Origin of the sequence: Agrococcus sp. DT81.2, assembly GCF_049844935.1 — a bacterium.
Taxonomy (GTDB): Bacteria; Actinomycetota; Actinomycetes; order Actinomycetales; family Microbacteriaceae; genus Agrococcus.
Genome location: NZ_JBNCLZ010000002.1, coordinates 227,570 through 244,426, shown reverse-complemented (window position 1 = coordinate 244,426; position 16,857 = coordinate 227,570). Strand labels below are relative to the sequence as shown.

Below are 16,857 nucleotides of genomic sequence, written 5' to 3'. Positions count from 1 at the left end.
ATGCCGTGGACGCTCGATCGAGGTGACCTCGCGGCGCTGAGCCGAGGTGCGGCTCTCCTCAGCGGGGGCGGCGGCGGACACACCCGGATCGCGGAGCTCACCGCGGCCCAGGCGATCGTCTGGCCGATCGTGGTGCACACCGTCGACGAGGTCGACCAAGAGCTTCCGTGCGTGGCCGTGGGAGTCGGCGGATCTACGATGGTCTTCCGCGAGCGGCTGGCGGCCGGGGAGCTGTTCGCCGAAGCGATCCAGGCGGTCGATCGTTGGACAGGCGCTCCGGCGCGAGCGGTGTGCCTGACTGAGATCGGCGGCATGAACGCGCTGACCGCCCTGCCCCATGCGGGAACCTTGACGCTCGTCGACGCGGATCTCATGGGCCGCGCCCTGCCGGGCATCGACCAGGTCACGCTGCTGGTCGATGACCTGCCGGGCCTGGTCATCGCGGTCTCGCCAGGACCGCGCGGCGCGATGCTCGTGGCCGATGCTCGTCCCGCGGATGCGGAGCACGTGCTCCGGGCGGCGTTCGAGGCCGCTGGTGGCTGGGCCGGCATGGTGGTCGGCGGATTCCTCGCGGGGGCCCTCGCTGAGCACGCCGTCGTCGGGAGCCTGCGGCGCGCCTTCGAGATGGGCACCGCGTGGGGGGACGACGACGCCTTGCCGCTCGAGCGGCGCACGGCGGCCGCCGGTGGACGGTACTTCGGTGCCGGCCGCGTCACCGCCGTCGAGCTGCACCGGGAAGACGCGCGCGTCCGGATCATCGACGTCGAGATCGCGGACGGCTCGGTCCTCCGTCTCGTGGCGAGATCCGAGGTGCTGGCGTGCGTGGCCGACGGTCTGGTGGTCGCGCGAGCTCCCGACGTCATCGACGTCGTCGATCCACAGACCGGCACCGTGCAGCAGGTCGAGGACATCGTTGCGGGCACGAGTGCAGCCGTGATCGCGTTCGAGGCGCCCTCGTGGTGGTCGGAGCACCCGCACCGCCTTCGACGTGTCCTGCCGTCCCACTACGGGCTGCGGGAGCTCGACGAGGTCAGCGGATGAGCGGCCTGGAGCTCGACGCACTGCTCGAGCAGCCGGGTTGCGGCGAGATCGAGGTCATCGCGCGGGTCGGGGACGCATGGGAGTCGGTTGCGGTCGAGCCCGACGAGCGCACGCTCGAGATCGTCGATGTGCCCGTGCTGGCGGTGCTCATCGCGGCCCGGTCCCCCTCGTCGTGGCAGCTCGACGCGATGCTCCGACGGATCCGCGACCGCGGGTACACCGGGCTTGCGCTGCCCGCGGAGGTCGAGGTGTCCTCGGGCACCGCGGCCCTCGCGACTCGACTCGGCCTGACGCTGCTCCGCTCGAACCGGCCGACCGCGCTGGCTCGAGCCTGCTGGGAGCTCACGGTCGGCGGCGATGCGCTGAAGCTCGCGATGATCCGCAAGGTGGCGCAGACCATCCAATACGCGGCGAACGGCGTCGGCGACCAGTTGCGCCACCTCGCCGCCAACATCGGCTACGGGGTGGCCCTCATCGCGCCGCACGGCGTGATCCATCAGGCCGGGCCCGCCCTCGCGCCCGCCCTCATCGAGCGGATCGACTTCGAATCATGGGTTGGGCATCTCCAGGATCCGCTCGGCTCGGTCGCATCGGTCCGAGTGGACAGCAAGGGGTCGCAGAGGCTGCGGCTCGCCTTCCACGGCAAGGCTCTCAGCATGTCGCAGCTCTTCGCCCTCGCCGCCGCAGCCGAGATCGCCATGCCCGCCGTGGCCGCGCGGCTGCTGATCGACGAGGTCGCGGACATGAACGACGCGTCGCGGTCGTCGTCTCTGCTGAGCGAGCTGCTCGACCCGGCAGCCGCGTACGACACAGAGCTCGACCGTCGTGTGGTGGAGCGCGGCTGGCAGGCCTCGGGATGGCACCTCGGCTTCAGCGCGCAGGCACGCGGACGGACGGAGCCGCTCGAGCTGCTGCGGTTGCTGCAGCCCTGGCTGACAGAGCTCCCGGTCCCAGCCCACGCTGCGACGCGCGGTGCAGGCGTCGCCGGATGGGTGACGTTCTCCCATGCGCCCACTCGGCAGGACTTGGCCAGGACGGTCGACCACGTGCGGCGCTTGCACGACCGCGCTCTGCTGCACCTCGCGATCGCGACTGGCGTCGGCACGCTGCAACGGGACCTTCCCGGCCTCGCGCAGACGATCCAGGAAGCGACGGATGCCGCGAGGCTCGCGGCCGACCGTTCAGCCGCAGGGTGGTTCCTGCACGTCGATCGGCTGGGCGTCGAGCAGCTGCTGCTCGCGTGGACGGGCAGTGACGCCTTCCGCTCCGCCGCCGACGGCATGCTGGACGCGCTCCGGCCCGAGGACCGCCGAACGCTCGAGGCCTATCTCGATCGCGAGTCATCGCTGGCCGCGACCGCCGGCGACCTGGGCATCCACCGCAATACGGTCGCGCAGCGCGTGGCACGGGCCGAGTCGGTGCTGGGCATGGACTTGCACGACTCCGAGGTGCGGCTCGCCGTCCGGCTGGCGCTCCGCGCGTCGCAGGGTGGATGAGGAGCACTGCTCCGCTCGATGCGGCCTTCGCCGAGCCGTCTCCCGGCCCGACTCAGCCCGACTTGCGGCGGTGCACCCGCTTCTGCACGGCCGGGCCGGAGTGCGCGCCCTGCACGCTGCCCGGCGAGGCCATGCCCTGCCCGTGGTGGCCAAGCTTCTTCTTGTCCAGCGCCTCGCGGAACTTGCGGCGCTGCGCGTCCTCGGGCGTCTCGGTGCCCTCGCGGGTGTCCTGCGGCGTCTCAGGCTCGGCCGGATCGTGACTCGTCATGCACCAACCTTGCCCCCTGCGCGCACTGATGTCGAGTCGGCCCGACGGCCCGGCCGCGGGGACGCATCCGCCCGGTCGGCCTTCGCCGCCGCGATCGCCCGCACGAACGCGCTGAGCCACACGAAGATGAGACCGCACGCGGCGAACTCGAAGCCGGTGAAGTTGTAGTAGCCGACCGGCACCCACAGCAGCAGCGCCACGACGGTGCCGACCACCATCGCACCCGAGACGAGGTGGATGGCCCGCGGCAGCCGCGGTGCGAGGCGCGGCAGCGCGGCGCAGAGCCCGCAGAAGATGACCACCATGCTCGACGCGAACGCGATGTGCAGCCACTCCGCCACGTCGACGCGCACCAGCCCCGTCAGCACCATGCAGAGCCCGATGATCGCGAGCAGCCGGCCGACCCAGCGGCTGCTCGACCCGCGCTCCCCGTCGGTGACCTCCTCGAGGTCGCCGCGCACGTAGGCGCCCATCGTCGCCACGAGCAGCCCAGAGAGGATGAGCGTGACGTTGAACGCGAAGCCCGAGATGCCGCCGCCGGCGCCCAGCTGCGAGAAGTGCCGCTGCCACCAGTCCTCGTCGGACGCCGTGAGCATCGAGAAGAGCACGCCGACCACGAGGAACGTCGGCACCAGGGCGCCGAGGGTGCGGGTGCCGATGTCGTGGCCCAGCGGATGCGCGAGGTACGCGGCCGCGCCGCTCGCGATCGCGCACGCGAGCGCACCGGCGAAGGCGTCGACCTCGAGCCCGATGAAGCCGGCCTGGAACACCTCGCCCGCGGAGAGCGCGGCGAGGTAGCCGAGGCCGAAGCAGACGAGGGCGATCGAGCAGGTGGCCGTGACGCGCAGGGTGCCCTCGAGCCGTCGACCGAGCCGAGGCAGCGGTGCCTCGGAGCGCAGGTTGGCCACGGCGAACGAGGCGGCGGCGGCAGCGCCGGTGGTGAATGCGGCGACGCGCGCGACCGAGCCGACCCCGCCGATCGGCCGCGGCTCGCCCTGCAGGAGCACGAGCCCGAGCAGGAACGCAGCCACGCCGGCGGCCCCCGCCGTGACGACGGCCTCGAGCTCGAGGCGGGAGCGCGACCCATCGCCTCGCGCGGAGGCGACGGGCGTCGGGGAGGCGTTCACGCCGCCATCCGTGGGTCGACGCGGTGGCGCAGCGGCGACGGCGACCTCGACGGCAGGCTCTCCTGCGGCACGAGGGCGGCGAGCGTGCGCACCAGGGTGGTGAGCCACACGAAGAGGATGCCGACGGCGAGCGCCTCGAGCGCCGTCGCGCCGTAGACGCCGAACGGCCACCACAGCAGCAGCGCGACGACGAGCGCGACCGCCGTGCCCGCGGTCGTCAGCAGCAGTGCCCTCGGCGGACCGGGCATGACGATCGTGACCACGATCGCGCTGAGCACGAACAGCCCGAGCGCGCCGAACGCGGCGATGTCGTGCAGCAGCTGCGCCCGGTGCACCGGGAACAGCCCGACGCCCGCGAGCGCGACGCCGGTGGCGGCGAAGAGGGCGACGACCACGGCGATGCGACGGAGCGCCCCGTCGCCGAGCCAGCGGTGCAGGTCGCGGCCGATGTAGGCGCCGATCGTGGCGACGAGCAGGCCCGCGACGATGATGGTGGCGTTGAAGGCCCAACCGGTGCCGAGGCCCGAGAAGTGGCGCTCCCACCAGCGCGGGTCGGCGGCGGTGATCATCGCGAACACCGTGCCGATCGTGAGGAACGCGAACAGCAGCGTGGCGAGGTCGCGAGTGCGCAGCTCGACCCCGGCCTGGAAGGCGAGCCAGCCGCCGGCCGCGCTCGCGACACCCGTCAGCAGCGCCCCGCCGACCGCGGGCGCCTCGAGGCCCTGCAGCCCGAGCGCGAGGATCTCGCCGCCGGTCAGCACACCGAGGTGGGCGACGGCGGCGAAGGCGAGCGTGATGGCGACGGTCGAGGCGTGCGCGACGGTCGTCTGCCAGCGTGGCATCGGCGTCGTCTCCGCCCGTCGGTGGATGCCGGTGCTGAGCACGAACGCCGCTGCCGTGATGATGGCGGCGATGCCCGCGGCCGCCATCGCGACGGAGTCCTCACCGGCGATCGGACGGGGTGGGCCTGCGAGCGCGATCAGCCCGAAGGCGATGCCGACGCCGAAGCACGCCCAGGCGGCGACGATCGCGCGCGACTCGCGACGCGCCTCGGCCTGCCCGGGTGCCTCCACGCATCCGATGGAAGCACGTCGCGCGACTGCGCGGATGCCCGACACGGATCCGTCCGACCCATGAGAGCGACCCGCCCCGCGGGTGCGGAACGGGTCGCTCTCGTCGATATGGTCGGTCGGCTCAGCGGCGGATGTCGCCGTCCCGGTCGATGTCGGCGATGCCGCCGTCGCGGTCGACGTCGATCTCCTCCTTCGAGATGTCGGCCGAGACGCGCTCCTGGTCGGTGACGGTGCGCTTCTCCACACCGATCCGCTCCGCGTCGACGACCTCCTTGTCGACCACGGGGCGCTCCTCGTGCGTCGTCACGGCGATCTCGTCCTCGCCCAGCGACCCGCTGGAGCTCGTGCCGTCCAGCGGCTCGCGCACGACCTCGAACTCCTCGCGCTCCACCGGCACGGTGACGGTCTGCTGCTCCGTCACGACGTGCTTGCGGATGCGCAAGCGGCCGCTCTCGACGCGCTCGGTGCCGACCCGCAGCTGCTCCTCGCGGCGCACGATCGAGTCGTCGTCGCCGCGGTCGAGGTCGACGTCGCGGTCACGGGTCGTGTCGCCCAGGCCTCCCACGCCCGTCGAGACATCGCGGTCGCTGTCGAGGGTCGGGTCCCCCACGCCGCCAACGCCCGTCGAGACGTCACGGTCGCCCGTGCCGGCCGAGTAGCCGCCGCTGTAGTCGTAGTAGCGGAACAGCTGGTCCTGCTCGCTCTCCTCCATGTGTCCGTCTGCGTCGATGTTCGGCGCATCCTTCACGAAGTCCTTCGTGTACGGCACGTGGATGTCGTCGCCGCGCGCCGTCGCGCCGCGCACGGGCACGAAGCTCTCGCGCGTGCCGAAGAGTCCGGTGTTCACCGTCACGAACTGGGGCTCGCCCGTGGTGTCGTCCGTGTAGACCTGCTTGACGCTGCCGATCTTGTCGCCGTTGGAGTCGTACACGGTGCCGCGGTAGAGCTCGTCGATGCTGAAGGTGTGATCCGTCATGGTTCTCCCTCTTCTTGATCGCACCCCTGTCTGGGGTACAACGCGTTGGGGGACCACCATCGCAGACGCCTGAGTGCGGCGCACCAAGCCCGCACTCAGCATTCAACCAATTGACTTTCGATAGATATCGCGCGAGACTCGATCCATGTTGCAGTCACGTCTCGCCGTCTTCGCTCTCCGCGTCGTCCTCGTCGTCGCCGCCCTCTGGCTGCTCGTGCTGCTGGCGTTCGCGCTCCCCGGTGAGCTCTCCGACGGCACGCCGGAGCCCGGCGTGCGCCTGCCCGTGCAGCTCGTCCTCTCGCTCGTGCTGGTGTGCGTGCTCGCCGTCATCGTCTGCATCTGGCGGCTGCTGACGCTGATCAGCCGCGACCGGCTCTTCAGCGACGCGTCACGGCGCTGGGTCGATGCGATCGTCTGGTCGCTCGCGATCGGCTGGGCGCTGCTCGCGGGCTTCGCCCTGGTCGTGACCGCGATCATCTACTTCACGCCCGAGATCCGCGACCCCGGCATCCCGATGCTCCTGTTCGGCATCGTCGTGCTCTCGTCGCTGCCGCTCCTGCTGATGATCGTGATGCGCGGGCTGCTGCGGCAGGCGACGGGCTACCGCGCCGAGCTCGAGGAGGTCATCTGATGCCCATCGTGGTGCGGATCGACGTCGAGCTCGCGAAGCGCAAGCTGAGCGTCGGCGAGTTCGCCGACCGGGTGGGCCTGACGCCGGCGAACGTCGCGGTGCTGAAGAACGGTCGCGCGAAGGCGGTGCGCTTCTCGACGCTCGACGCGATGTGCCGGGTGCTCGAGTGTCAGCCCGGCGACCTGCTCGAGTGGGTCGACGAGCCGACGGATGTGTCCGGCTGAGCGTCAGAGCGGCGTCTCCTCCGCGGCCACGTACGGCACGGACGCATCCAGCTCGATGCGCGAGTAGCCCAGCGGGCCGCCACCGCTCGGGGCGCCGCCGTTCGTCTCGAGCCACGCGTAGACGTAGATCCCGTACCGCCGTCCGGGCACGGCGACGAAGCTCAACTGCAGCCCGGAGCTCGGGATGCCCGTGCCGCTCGTCTCGCTGTCGAGCAGGTAGCCCTCGGCCGACGACCGTGTGAGCACGCGGACGGGGTGGTCGTGCTCCTGCCGGAAGTCGCCGCCGCCAGGCAGCCAGCTGTCGATGGCGATGCCGATGTCGCACAGGACCGAGGCGTTCACCGCGTGGTGGTTGAACGACGTCAGCGCGAGCCACGGCATGTATGGCCGCACCGAGACGCTCGCCGCGCCGTGCTCGGCGATGAACAGCATCCCCGCGCCGCCGACGCTGAACGCCCACTGGCCGCCGTACACGCCGCAGCTGCCGGCGAGGCGGCCGGAGCGGACGATGGCCTGGGCGGTCGTGGTGAACGCGGGGACGTAGTCGCTGTGGTCGAGCCAGGCGTAGCGGTAGTAGCGCCGCTCGCCGGTGCCGTCACGGTCGGGGCCGTAGACGTGCAGCAGGTCGCGAGCCTCGGGCTTCGGCTCCGGCCGCAGGTAGCCGCCGATCGTCATGTCGAGCTCGTCGACGACGGTGTGGAAGATCGCGTCGTGCAGCTCGTGGTGCGCGTGCAGCGCGGGGCTGACCGACTCGCGGAACCGGTCGAGCCGCTGGGCGACGAACGTCGGCAGGGGCCGCCCGTCGTGCTGCCGCTCCTCCACGGACGGGCCGGCGTGGGCGTTGATGATCGCCCGTCGCCGGAACGCCGTCTTGTCCTTCGACGCCAGGAGCATCTCGATCTCGTGATCGTCGATGCGCTCTTCGCCACGGTCGCCGTCGACCATCGCCATCTCCCCAGTCGCAGCCTCGATCCGTCCGGGCCCTGAGCGCCCGGCGCGTCGGGACGATCCGAGGATGGCACCGGGCGTCGGCCCGCAACAGCCCCCACCTCCCCGGCGCACGCACAGTGCGCGTCGCTAGCCTCACCGGATGCGCAACCCGGTGCCCGACCTGCTCGACGAGCTGCGACGCGAGTGCGCCGGCGCGGATGGCGGCGAGGTGCTCGACACGATCCCCGAGCTCGCCGACGAGGATCCGGACCGCTTCGGCATCGCCCTGTGCACCATCGACGGCACGGTGTACGGTACCGGCGACGCCGACCACCGCTTCACGATCCAGTCGATCTCGAAGCCGTTCGCGTACGCGCTCGCGCTCGCCGACCGCGGCCGCGACACCGTGCTCGAGCACGTCGGGGTCGAGCCGTCGGGCGACGCGTTCAACGAGATCTCGCTCGAGCAGAACGGCCGGCCCCGCAATCCCATGATCAATATCGGCGCCATCACGACGCACGCGCTGATCGGCGATCCCCGCTGGACGCTCGAGGAGCGAGACGCGCGGGTGCTGGCAGGGCTGTCCGCCTTCGCTGGCCGGACGCTCGAGCTGGACGAGGCGGTGTTCGAGTCGGAGCGCTCCGAGGCGAGCCGCAACCTCGCGCTCGCCTACCTCGTGCACTCGCAGGGCAAGCTCGACGGCGAGCCGCACGACGCGGTCGACGGCTACACCCGGCAGTGCTCGCTGCTCGTCGACGTGCGCGACCTCGCGGTGATGGCGATGACCCTCGCTGCGGGCGGCCGGAACTCGGTGACGGGGGAGCAGGTCGTGCCGACCTGGGTCTGCACGCAGGTGCTCAGCGTGATGGCGACGTGCGGCATGTACGACGCGGCCGGCGACTGGATGAGCACGGTCGGCATCCCGGCGAAGAGCGGTGTCTCGGGCGGCGTGCTGGGCTCGCTTCCCGGCCAGGTGGGCATCGGCGCGTTCTCGCCTCGGCTCGACGAGATCGGCAGCAGCGTGCGCGGCGTCGCGGCGTTCGAGCGGCTGTCGGCCGAGCTGGGCCTCCACCTGATGCACGCGCCCGAGGTGGCCTCCCACGTGCTCTACGGCGTCGTGGAGCCGGACGCCGACGGTGACGAGCTGCGCGAGGTGCAGCTGCAGGGCACGATGCACTTCGCCGCCGTCGAGGTTGCGCTGCGCCAGCTCGAGGCGCTCCCCGACGGCGAGCCGCTCGTGCTCGACCTGTCGCGCGTCGCCTCCGCGACCGCGGTCGGCCGCAGCCTCCTCAACGAGGCGGTCGAGCGGATGCGCGCGGATGGCCGCGAGGTGCGGGTCACCGATCCCGACGGCGTGCTGGAGGGCTGAGACGACGAAGAGGGGCGGCCCGCTCGCGCGCGCCGCCCCTCTTCGTCGTGGTTGCTCTGTGGGTCAGAAGTCCCAGTCCTCGTCGGCCGTGGCCTCGGCCTTGCCGATGACGTACGACGAGCCGGACCCGGAGAAGAAGTCGTGGTTCTCGTCGGCGTTCGGCGACAGGGCCGAGAGGATCGCCGGGCTGACGTCGGCCACCGTCGACGGGAACAGCGGCTCGAACCCGAGGTTCATGAGCGCCTTGTTCGCGTTGTAGTGGAGGAACTTCTTCACGTCCTCGGTGAGGCCCACCGGGTCGTAGAGGTCGGCGGTGTACTTCGCCTCGTTCTCGTAGAGCTCGTAGAGCAGCGAGTACGTGTAGTCCTTGATCTCGGCCTGTTCAGCAGGGCTCAGCTTCTCGTAGCCCTTCTGGAACTTGTAGCCGATGTAGTACCCGTGCACGGCCTCGTCGCGGATGATGAGGCGGATGAGGTCGGCCGTGTTCGTGAGCTTCGCGCGGCTCGACCAGTACATCGGCAGGTAGAAGCCCGAGTAGAACAGGAACGACTCGAGCAGCGTCGAGGCGACCTTGCGCTTCAGCGGGTCGTCGCCCTCGTAGTAGTCGATGATGATCTCGGCCTTGCGCTGCAGGTAGACGTTCTCGGTCGACCAGCGGAACGCGTCGTCGATCTCGGGCGTCGACGCGAGCGTCGAGAAGATCGACGAGTACGACTTCGCGTGCACCGACTCCATGAACGCGATGTTCGTGTAGACGGCCTCCTCGTGCGGCGTGATCGCATCCGGGATGAGCGAGACGGCGCCGACGGTGCCCTGGATCGTGTCGAGCAGCGTCAGGCCGGTGAAGACGCGCATCGTGAGCGTCTTCTCCTCCGGCGTCAGCGTGCCCCACGACTGCACGTCGTTCGACAGCGGCACCTTCTCGGGCAGCCAGAAGTTGTTCACGAGGCGGTTCCACACCTCGAGGTCCTTGTCGTCCTCGATGCGGTTCCAGTTGATCGCCCGCACCAGCTGGTTGTGGCGGTGCTGACGCTGCTGCGCCTCGGTCTGCGGCTTGCCGGCGCCGAGCGCCGCCTCGACCTCGAGCCGCTCGGCGGCGATGGCGTCGAGCGCCTCGGCCGCGACCGGCGCGTCGGCGATCTCGTCGAAGGCGGATGCCTGCGTGTCCTGGGGGTTCATGGTCAAAGTCCTTCAGCAGATCGCGAGATGTAGTGAGAGATGCTCAAAGCATGCATGAGACGCAACCGTCCACCTCCGTGCCCTCCAGCGCGAGCTGGCGGAGACGGATGTAGTAGATGGTCTTGATGCCCTTGCGCCATGCGTAGATCTGCGCCCGGTTGATGTCGCGGGTCGTCGCCGTGTCCTTGAAGAACAGCGTGAGCGACAGGCCCTGGTCGACGTGCTGCGTCGCCGCGGCGTAGGTGTCGATGATCTTCTCGGGGCCGATCTCGTACGCGTCCTGGAAGTACTCCAGGTTGTCGTTCGTCATGAACGGCGCCGGGTAGTAGACGCGACCGAGCTTGCCCTCCTTGCGGATCTCGATCTTCGACGCGATCGGGTGGATCGACGACGTCGAGTTGTTGATGTACGAGATCGAGCCGGTCGGGGGCACCGCCTGCAGGTTCTGGTTGTAGATGCCGTGCTGCTGCACGAGCGCCTGCAGCGCGCGCCAGTCGTCCTGCGTCGGGATGTGGATGTTCGAGGTGTCGAACAGCTCCTGCACGCGGGCGGTCGCCGGCTTCCACTCCTGCTGCGTGTACTTGTCGAAGAACTCGCCCGACGCGTACTTCGAGCGCTCGAAGCCCTCGAACGTCTGGCCCTTCTCCTGCGCGAGCAGGTTCGACGCCCGCAGGGCGTGGAACAGCACCGTGTAGAAGTAGATGTTCGTGAAGTCGAGCCCCTCCTCGGAGCCGTAGTGGATGCGCTCGCGACCGAGGTAGCCGTGCAGGTTCATCTGGCCGAGGCCGATCGCGTGGCTCATCGAGTTGCCGCGGGCGATCGAGGGCACGGAGCCGATGTTCGACTGGTCGGAGACAGCGGTGAGAGCGCGGATGGCCGTCTCGACCGTCTTGCCGAAGTCGGGCGAGTCCATCGACAGCGCGATGTTCATCGAGCCCAGGTTGCAGGAGATGTCCTTGCCGACCGTCTCGTAGTCGAGGTCGTCGTCGTAGGTCGACGGGGTGTTGACCTGCAGGATCTCGCTGCACAGGTTCGACATGTTGATGCGGCCGTCGATCGGGTTGGCCCGATTCACCGTGTCCTCGAACATGATGTACGGGTAGCCCGACTCGAACTGGATCTCGGCGAGCGTCTGGAAGAACTCGCGCGCGTTGATCTTCGTCTTCGTGATGCGGGCGTCGTCGACCATCTCGTGGTACTTCTCGGTGACCGAGATGTCGCTGAACGGCACGCCGTACACGCGCTCGACGTCGTACGGCGAGAAGAGGTACATGTCCTCGCCCTTCTTCGCGAGGTCGAACGTGATGTCGGGCACCACGACGCCCAGCGAGAGCGTCTTGATGCGGATCTTCTCGTCGGCGTTCTCGCGCTTCGTGTCGAGGAACCGCATGATGTCGGGGTGGTGCGCCTGCAGGTACACCGCGCCCGCGCCCTGACGAGCACCGAGCTGGTTCGCGTAGGAGAAGCTGTCTTCGAACAGCTTCATCACGGGGATCACGCCGGACGACTGGTTCTGGATCTGCTTGATCGGAGCGCCGTACTCACGGATGTTCGTGAGGTTGAACGCCACACCGCCGCCGCGCTTCGACAGCTGCAGCGCGGAGTTGATCGAGCGGCCGATCGACTCCATGTTGTCCTCGATGCGGAGGAGGAAGCACGAGACGAGCTCGCCGCGCTGCTTCTTGCCCGCGTTGAGGAACGTGGGGGTGGCCGGCTGGAAGCGGCCGTTGACCATCTCGTCGACGTAGGCCTCGGCGAGCTGCTCGCTGCCCTCGGCGAGCGCGAGCGCGACGTTCACGACGCGGTCCTCGTAGCGCTCGAGGTAGCGCTTCCCGTCGAACGTCTTGAGCGTGTACGACGTGTAGTACTTGAACGCGCCGAGGAACGTGGGGAAGCGGAACTTGTAGCCGTAGGCGCGCTTCATGAGCGACTTGATGAACTCGAAGGAGTACTGGTCGAGCACCTCCTGCTCGTAGTACTCGTTCTCCACCAGGTAGTCGAGCTTCTCCTTCAGCGAGTGGAAGAAGACCGTGTTCTGGTTGACGTGCTGCAGGAAGTACTGGTTCGCAGCCTCGCGGTCCTTCTCGAACTGGATCTTGCCGTCCGGTCCATACAGGTTGAGCATCGCGTTCAGCGAGTGGTAGTCCATCGCTGACGTCTTGCCCGACGTCATCTCGGGCGTCACCGTTGCCATAGTGCATCCAATCCATCATTGACGACGCGCACGTCGTCGGCTGTTCCGAAGAGTTCGAAGCGGTAGAGGTGGGGCACCTGGCACTTCTTGGCGATGATGTCGCCCGCCAGTCCGTAGCCCGCACCGAAGTTCGTGTTCCCTGCGCTGATCACGCCCCGCAGGTGCTTGCGGTTCTGCTCGACGTTGAGGAACCGGATGACCTGCTTGGGCACTGCGCCCTTGCCGTCGCCGCCGCCGTAGGTCGGCACGATGAGCACGTAGGGCTCGTCCTGCACGAGGGGCGGCTCGGTCGCGTAGAGCGGGATGCGCGAAGCCGGTCGCCCGAGCTTCTCGACGAACCGGGCGGTGTTGCCCGAGACGCTCGAGAAGTAGACGACCTCGCTCACGACGGCCCCCATCGACGCGCTGCCCGGCTCAGGCCGCGAGGATCGCCTTGATGCGGTCGGGCTGGAAGCCCGACCAGTGCTGCTCGTCGGCGATGACGACGGGCGCCTGCAGGTAGCCGAGCTCCTTGACGGTCTGCAGCGCCTTGTCGTCGGCGGTGACGTCGAAGATCTCGTACTCGATGCCCTGCGCGTCGAGTGCGCGGGTGGTCATCGTGCACTGGACGCAAGCCGGCTTGGAGTAGACGGTGACGGTCATGAGCGGCACTCCTCGTGTGTGGTTCGTGTGCTGGGGAAGCGGTCCGGCGTTGGCCGGGCTCCCACTATATGTGGGGTCTGACGCGAAGCAGCGACACAAGATGGTGTGTTTCTCCACACCTGTTTCAACAACCATCCCCAGGTTGTGATTCCCTCCGCGGAACGACGCGGAAAAGCCTGTGGAGAGACGCGGCCGCGCCCTGTGCAGGACTCGGAAACTCGATCCGCGACACGCCGAGCAGGAGTTACAACGGTGTCGTTCGTGTGCCGCATGAGGCCCTCCCGATCGGCTCGTGAGGGCCACGCTACGGCGGGCCACCCACATGAGATCGGCCCGTTGACGTCGCGGCGAAGTGGGCTATACCATCCCGCCATCCGGCGGCAAGGGAGCTCTGATGGACGTCTTCGAAGGCATCGTCCGACTCATCGCGGACAACCTGTTCAGCCAGGTCGCCGTGCTCATCGGCATCATCGCCGCAGTCGGCCTCGTGCTGCAGCGCAAGCCGTTCGACGAGGTGGTCGCGGGCGCCCTGCGCGCCACGATCGGCGTCGTCATCCTCAACATCGGCGTCGAGATCTTCGTCGGCGGGCTCGTGAGCTTCCAGGCGATCGTCTCGAGCGCCGTCGGCCTCGAGGCCCCGACCGCGTCGTCGAGCCTGACCGACTTCAACGCCGGACCGGGCTCCGTCGTGCCGCTCATGATCGCCGGCGGCTTCGTGGTGCACCTCGCGCTCGTGCGGATCTTCCCCGCCGCGCGCTACGTCTACCTGACCGGCCACCTCATGTACTGGATGAGCGTGGTCGTCGCCGCGAGCCTCGTCGAGGCGTTCGGCGAGGTCGATCGCTGGCTGCTCGCCGGCGTGGGCTCGATCCTGCTCGGGTGCTACTGGGTCCTGCAGCCGCTCTGGATCGCTCCGCTCATGCGTCGGGTGATGGGCAACGACGAGGTGGCGCTCGCGCACACGACGTCGACGCTCGCGCTCGCGACCGGCTACGGCGCCCGAGCGATGCGGCTCGGCGACCCCGACCGGCACGACAGCGAACGGCTGCGACTGCCCAAGGCGCTGTCGTTCTTCAAGGACATCAACGTCTCGACGGCCTTCATCATCGGCGTGGTCATGCTCGTCGCGATCCTCTTCGCCGATCCGGCGGTCGTCGCGGAGCAGATGGCGGGCGCCACGGTGCTCCCGTGGGTCTGGGCGATATTGCAGGCACTGCGCTTCGCCGCCGGCATCGCGATCCTGCTGTTCGGCGTGCGCATGTTCCTGACCGAGATCGTGCCCGCGTTCCGCGGCCTCAGCGAGCGGGCGCTGCCCGGCACCCGGCCGGCACTCGACATCCCGGTCACGTTCACGAAGGCCCCGACCGCGGTCATGGTCGGCTTCGTCGTGTCGACCATCGTCTTCCTCATCCTCATGGGCGTGTTCGCGGCGGCCGGCTGGTTCGTGCTCGTGCCGCCGATGATCATGCTGTTCTTCGGCGGCGGCGCCGGCGGCGTGTTCGGCAACGCCGTCGCCGGCTGGCGAGGCGCCGTGTTCGGCGGCGCGCTCAACGGCGTCGTGCTGGCCTTCGGGCAGTGGATCGGCTGGGGGCTCTACGCCGGCACCGCCCCGGAGCTCGCGACGCTCGCCGACCCGGACTGGTTCGCCGTCGGCTGGCTCGTGCTGGGCGTCGGTCAGGTGCTAGCGCCGCTCGGCGCATCGGCCATGTGGCTGCTCGCGGGTGCGGCGCTCGTCGTCACCGTGCTCGTGCTCGTGGCCGTCGGACGTCGTGCGCGCGCTCGCGGCGTGGACCTCGAAGCCGCGCCGGAACCGCTCGACGCCGACGACCTGGTCGGGGCGCGAGCCGCGCCCGGCCGCAGCGGGGCGGCGGCCGCGAGTCCCACGGCCGCCGCCGCCGAGGCCGCCAGCGCCGAGCGCGCTCCTGCTGCCGCGGGCGCGGCGACGGGAGGCCGGCCCGGCCGGCTCGAGGTGCTCGCTGTCTGCGGCGCTGGGATGGGCTCGAGCCTGATCCTGCGGCGCACGGTGGAGCAGGCGCTCGAGCGGATCGGCGTGGAGGCCGACGTCACCCACACCGACCTGAGCTCGGCGCGCGGGGCCACGCCCGACGTGGTCGTCGCCCAGCCGACCTACCTCGAGTCGATCCCCGGGCTCGCGCCGGTGATGGTGCCGATCGAGAGCTTCGTCGACGTCAAGGAGACCGAGCGCCGCCTGCGCGGGGCGCTCGAGGAGCGGGGCTGGCTGTGACGACCGGGACGGACGCCATCGCGAGGATCGTCACCGACGCGTGCGAGCGCAACGAGGCGAGCACGCGTGAGGCGGCCCACCGCATCCTCGACTCCCTGCGAGCCGGTGGACTGGTGCGCCCCGCAGGCGCGGGCCACTCGCTCGCGACGGTGCTCGAGCTGTTCTTCCGGGCCGGGGGACTGGCGGCGGTCAGGCCGATGTGGCACCCCCGCGTGATGCCGCTGCAGAGCGCTTCCGGCTCGACGGCCGCGGAGCGCGAGCCCGGCTTGGGCCGCTCGGTCGCGGAGCAGGCCGACATCGCGCCGGAGGACGTCGTGCTCGTCGTCTCGACGTCGGGCATCAACCCCTATCCGATCGAGATCGCCCAGGTGGCGCGGGAGCGCGGGGCGCCGGTGATCGCGATGACCTCCGTGGCGGCGTCCACCGCGGCGACGCCGCGCGCGGGTGTCCGGCTGCTCGAGCTCGCCGACGTCGTCCTCGACACCGGCGCGCCCCCGGGCGACGTGACGTGGCCGCAGGAGGCGCCGGTGACGGCGGCAGGGTCGAGCCTCGCCGCGACGGCGCTGTGGCTCCGCGTGCAGCAGGAGATCGTGTCGATCGAGCCCGGTGTCGAGCTGTGGCGCAGCGCAAACGTCGAGGGCAACGACGCGCTCAACCGCGACGTCGCAGCGCGCTGGGCAGCGCGGATCCCCGAGCTCTGACGGGCACGATCTCGGCGCGCAGCTCGAAGCGATCGGCCGGGTAGGTCGAGACCGTGTGCTCGATCACCCGACCGGCGGCGCTCGAGTTGCGGACGAACTCGATCACCGCTCCGCCGGGCTCCATGGCGAGGGCGTCGACGTCGGCGTCGCGCACGATCGCCGCTCGGATCGTCTGCTCGCCCGCGTCGAACCGCAGGCCGTAGCGCTCGTCGAGCGCGCGGTAGAGCGAATCGTTCACCGGGTCGAACCCCTCGAGCAGGTCCGGCACCGCCGCGGCCACGAGCCGCGCGCGCTCGATCGCCATGGGTCGGCCGTCCGCGAGCCGGACCCGGTCGAGCCGCACGAGCGGCGTGTCCGCGTCGACGCCGAGCGCCGCAGCGGCACCGGGGTCGACAGCGACCTCCGCATGGAGCACGCGCGATCCGGGCGAGAGCCCTCGCGCCCGCATGTCGTCGCTGAACGACGTCAGCCGCAGCGGCAGGCTGACCGCGGGCCGAGCGACGAAGGAGCCGCGGCCCACCTCGCGGACGAGCCTGCCCTCGCGCTCGAGCACGATGAGCGCACGGCGCGCCGTCATGCGCGACACGCCCTCCTCGTCGGCGAGCTGCCGCTCGCTCGGCACCACGGAGCCCTCGGGCAGGGTCTCGGTGAGCTCGCGCAATCGGTCGACGAGGCGCCGGTACTTCGGCTCTGCACGCGGCTGCATGCCGTCATCTTGGCACCCGGGCGCGGGCGGGGGCAGTCGCGTCTGAGCCTCCACC

17 protein-coding genes are annotated in these 16,857 nt (G+C 70.1%); 7 read left to right on the top strand and 10 right to left on the bottom strand.

All coding sequences use genetic code 11. The annotated features are described in order from the left end of the window. Both ACLQ21_RS04445 and ACLQ21_RS04440 read left to right on the top strand, forming a co-directional pair. The gene (locus tag ACLQ21_RS04445; protein ID WP_425661875.1) at positions 1 to 1,041 is read left to right on the top strand and encodes a DUF917 family protein; all 1,041 of its coding nucleotides are present in this window, start codon (positions 1 to 3) and stop codon (positions 1,039 to 1,041) included. Beyond that, positions 1,038 to 2,537, top strand: coding sequence for a PucR family transcriptional regulator (locus ACLQ21_RS04440; RefSeq protein ID WP_425661873.1), 1,500 nt, complete (start codon positions 1,038 to 1,040; stop codon positions 2,535 to 2,537). The genes ACLQ21_RS04445 and ACLQ21_RS04440 overlap by 4 nt, the downstream gene beginning before the upstream one ends. A gap of 52 nt (positions 2,538 to 2,589) precedes the next feature. On the opposite strand, the gene ACLQ21_RS04435 is transcribed toward ACLQ21_RS04440, so the two are convergent. From ACLQ21_RS04435 to ACLQ21_RS04420, 4 genes are all read right to left on the bottom strand, one after another. Further along, positions 2,590 to 2,805, bottom strand: a complete 216-nt coding sequence (locus ACLQ21_RS04435; protein ID WP_425661871.1) for a DUF5302 domain-containing protein — start codon at positions 2,803 to 2,805, stop codon at positions 2,590 to 2,592. Further along, positions 2,802 to 3,932, bottom strand: coding sequence for a DUF998 domain-containing protein (locus ACLQ21_RS04430; protein WP_425661869.1), 1,131 nt, complete (start codon positions 3,930 to 3,932; stop codon positions 2,802 to 2,804). Before ACLQ21_RS04430 ends, ACLQ21_RS04435 begins: the two co-directional genes overlap by 4 nt. Then, positions 3,929 to 5,005, bottom strand: coding sequence for a DUF998 domain-containing protein (locus ACLQ21_RS04425; protein ID WP_425661867.1), 1,077 nt, complete (start codon positions 5,003 to 5,005; stop codon positions 3,929 to 3,931). Before ACLQ21_RS04425 ends, ACLQ21_RS04430 begins: the two co-directional genes overlap by 4 nt. 121 nt (positions 5,006 to 5,126) lie before the next feature. Then, complete coding sequence (locus ACLQ21_RS04420) at positions 5,127 to 5,981, bottom strand: DUF2382 domain-containing protein (protein ID WP_425661865.1); 855 nt, start codon at positions 5,979 to 5,981, stop codon at positions 5,127 to 5,129. A gap of 145 nt (positions 5,982 to 6,126) precedes the next feature. Here ACLQ21_RS04420 and ACLQ21_RS04415 point away from each other — a divergent pair, with 145 nt between their 5' ends. Then, a complete protein-coding gene (locus ACLQ21_RS04415; RefSeq protein ID WP_425661863.1) occupies positions 6,127 to 6,612 on the top strand; it encodes a DUF2975 domain-containing protein in 486 nt (161 codons plus the stop codon). Next, a complete protein-coding gene (locus ACLQ21_RS04410; protein WP_425661861.1) occupies positions 6,612 to 6,836 on the top strand; it encodes a helix-turn-helix domain-containing protein in 225 nt (74 codons plus the stop codon). Before ACLQ21_RS04415 ends, ACLQ21_RS04410 begins: the two co-directional genes overlap by 1 nt. Positions 6,837 to 6,839: 3 nt before the next feature. On the opposite strand, the gene ACLQ21_RS04405 is transcribed toward ACLQ21_RS04410, so the two are convergent. Further along, positions 6,840 to 7,787 (bottom strand): hypothetical protein, encoded by a 948-nt coding sequence (locus ACLQ21_RS04405; RefSeq protein ID WP_425661859.1) that lies wholly within the window; start codon positions 7,785 to 7,787, stop codon positions 6,840 to 6,842. Positions 7,788 to 7,926: 139 nt separating this feature from the next. On the opposite strand from ACLQ21_RS04405, the gene glsA reads away from it, so the two are divergent. Further along, the gene (glsA, locus tag ACLQ21_RS04400) at positions 7,927 to 9,135 is read left to right on the top strand and encodes a glutaminase A (RefSeq protein WP_425661857.1); all 1,209 of its coding nucleotides are present in this window, start codon (positions 7,927 to 7,929) and stop codon (positions 9,133 to 9,135) included. Positions 9,136 to 9,198: 63 nt separating this feature from the next. Here glsA and nrdF read toward each other — a convergent pair whose 3' ends face one another. The 4 genes from nrdF to nrdH are packed head-to-tail and all read right to left on the bottom strand — an operon-like array spanning position 9,199 to position 13,150. Continuing rightward, the gene (gene nrdF, locus ACLQ21_RS04395) at positions 9,199 to 10,314 is read right to left on the bottom strand and encodes a class 1b ribonucleoside-diphosphate reductase subunit beta (protein ID WP_425661856.1); all 1,116 of its coding nucleotides are present in this window, start codon (positions 10,312 to 10,314) and stop codon (positions 9,199 to 9,201) included. A 43-nt stretch (positions 10,315 to 10,357) separates the two neighbouring features. Next, on the bottom strand, positions 10,358 to 12,508 hold the full coding sequence (nrdE, locus tag ACLQ21_RS04390) for a class 1b ribonucleoside-diphosphate reductase subunit alpha (protein ID WP_425661854.1): 2,151 nt from the start codon (positions 12,506 to 12,508) through the stop codon (positions 10,358 to 10,360). Further along, complete coding sequence (gene nrdI / locus ACLQ21_RS04385; protein ID WP_425661853.1) at positions 12,496 to 12,906, bottom strand: class Ib ribonucleoside-diphosphate reductase assembly flavoprotein NrdI; 411 nt, start codon at positions 12,904 to 12,906, stop codon at positions 12,496 to 12,498. The genes nrdE and nrdI overlap by 13 nt, the downstream gene beginning before the upstream one ends. Positions 12,907 to 12,922: 16 nt before the next feature. Beyond that, a complete protein-coding gene (nrdH, locus tag ACLQ21_RS04380; protein WP_425661851.1) occupies positions 12,923 to 13,150 on the bottom strand; it encodes a glutaredoxin-like protein NrdH in 228 nt (75 codons plus the stop codon). A gap of 394 nt (positions 13,151 to 13,544) precedes the next feature. On the opposite strand from nrdH, the gene ACLQ21_RS04375 reads away from it, so the two are divergent. Together ACLQ21_RS04375 and ACLQ21_RS04370 are read left to right on the top strand one after the other, a co-directional pair. Beyond that, positions 13,545 to 15,395: a PTS transporter subunit IIC gene (locus tag ACLQ21_RS04375; protein ID WP_425661849.1), complete on the top strand. Its 1,851-nt coding sequence runs from the start codon at positions 13,545 to 13,547 to the stop codon at positions 15,393 to 15,395. Next, positions 15,392 to 16,096: a sugar isomerase domain-containing protein gene (locus tag ACLQ21_RS04370; RefSeq protein WP_425661848.1), complete on the top strand. Its 705-nt coding sequence runs from the start codon at positions 15,392 to 15,394 to the stop codon at positions 16,094 to 16,096. Before ACLQ21_RS04375 ends, ACLQ21_RS04370 begins: the two co-directional genes overlap by 4 nt. On the opposite strand, the gene ACLQ21_RS04365 is transcribed toward ACLQ21_RS04370, so the two are convergent. After that, positions 16,047 to 16,802: a GntR family transcriptional regulator gene (locus tag ACLQ21_RS04365; protein WP_425661846.1), complete on the bottom strand. Its 756-nt coding sequence runs from the start codon at positions 16,800 to 16,802 to the stop codon at positions 16,047 to 16,049. The two genes, ACLQ21_RS04370 and ACLQ21_RS04365, sit on opposite strands and share 50 nt — an antisense overlap. Between the last annotated feature and the right edge of the window lie 55 nt (positions 16,803 to 16,857).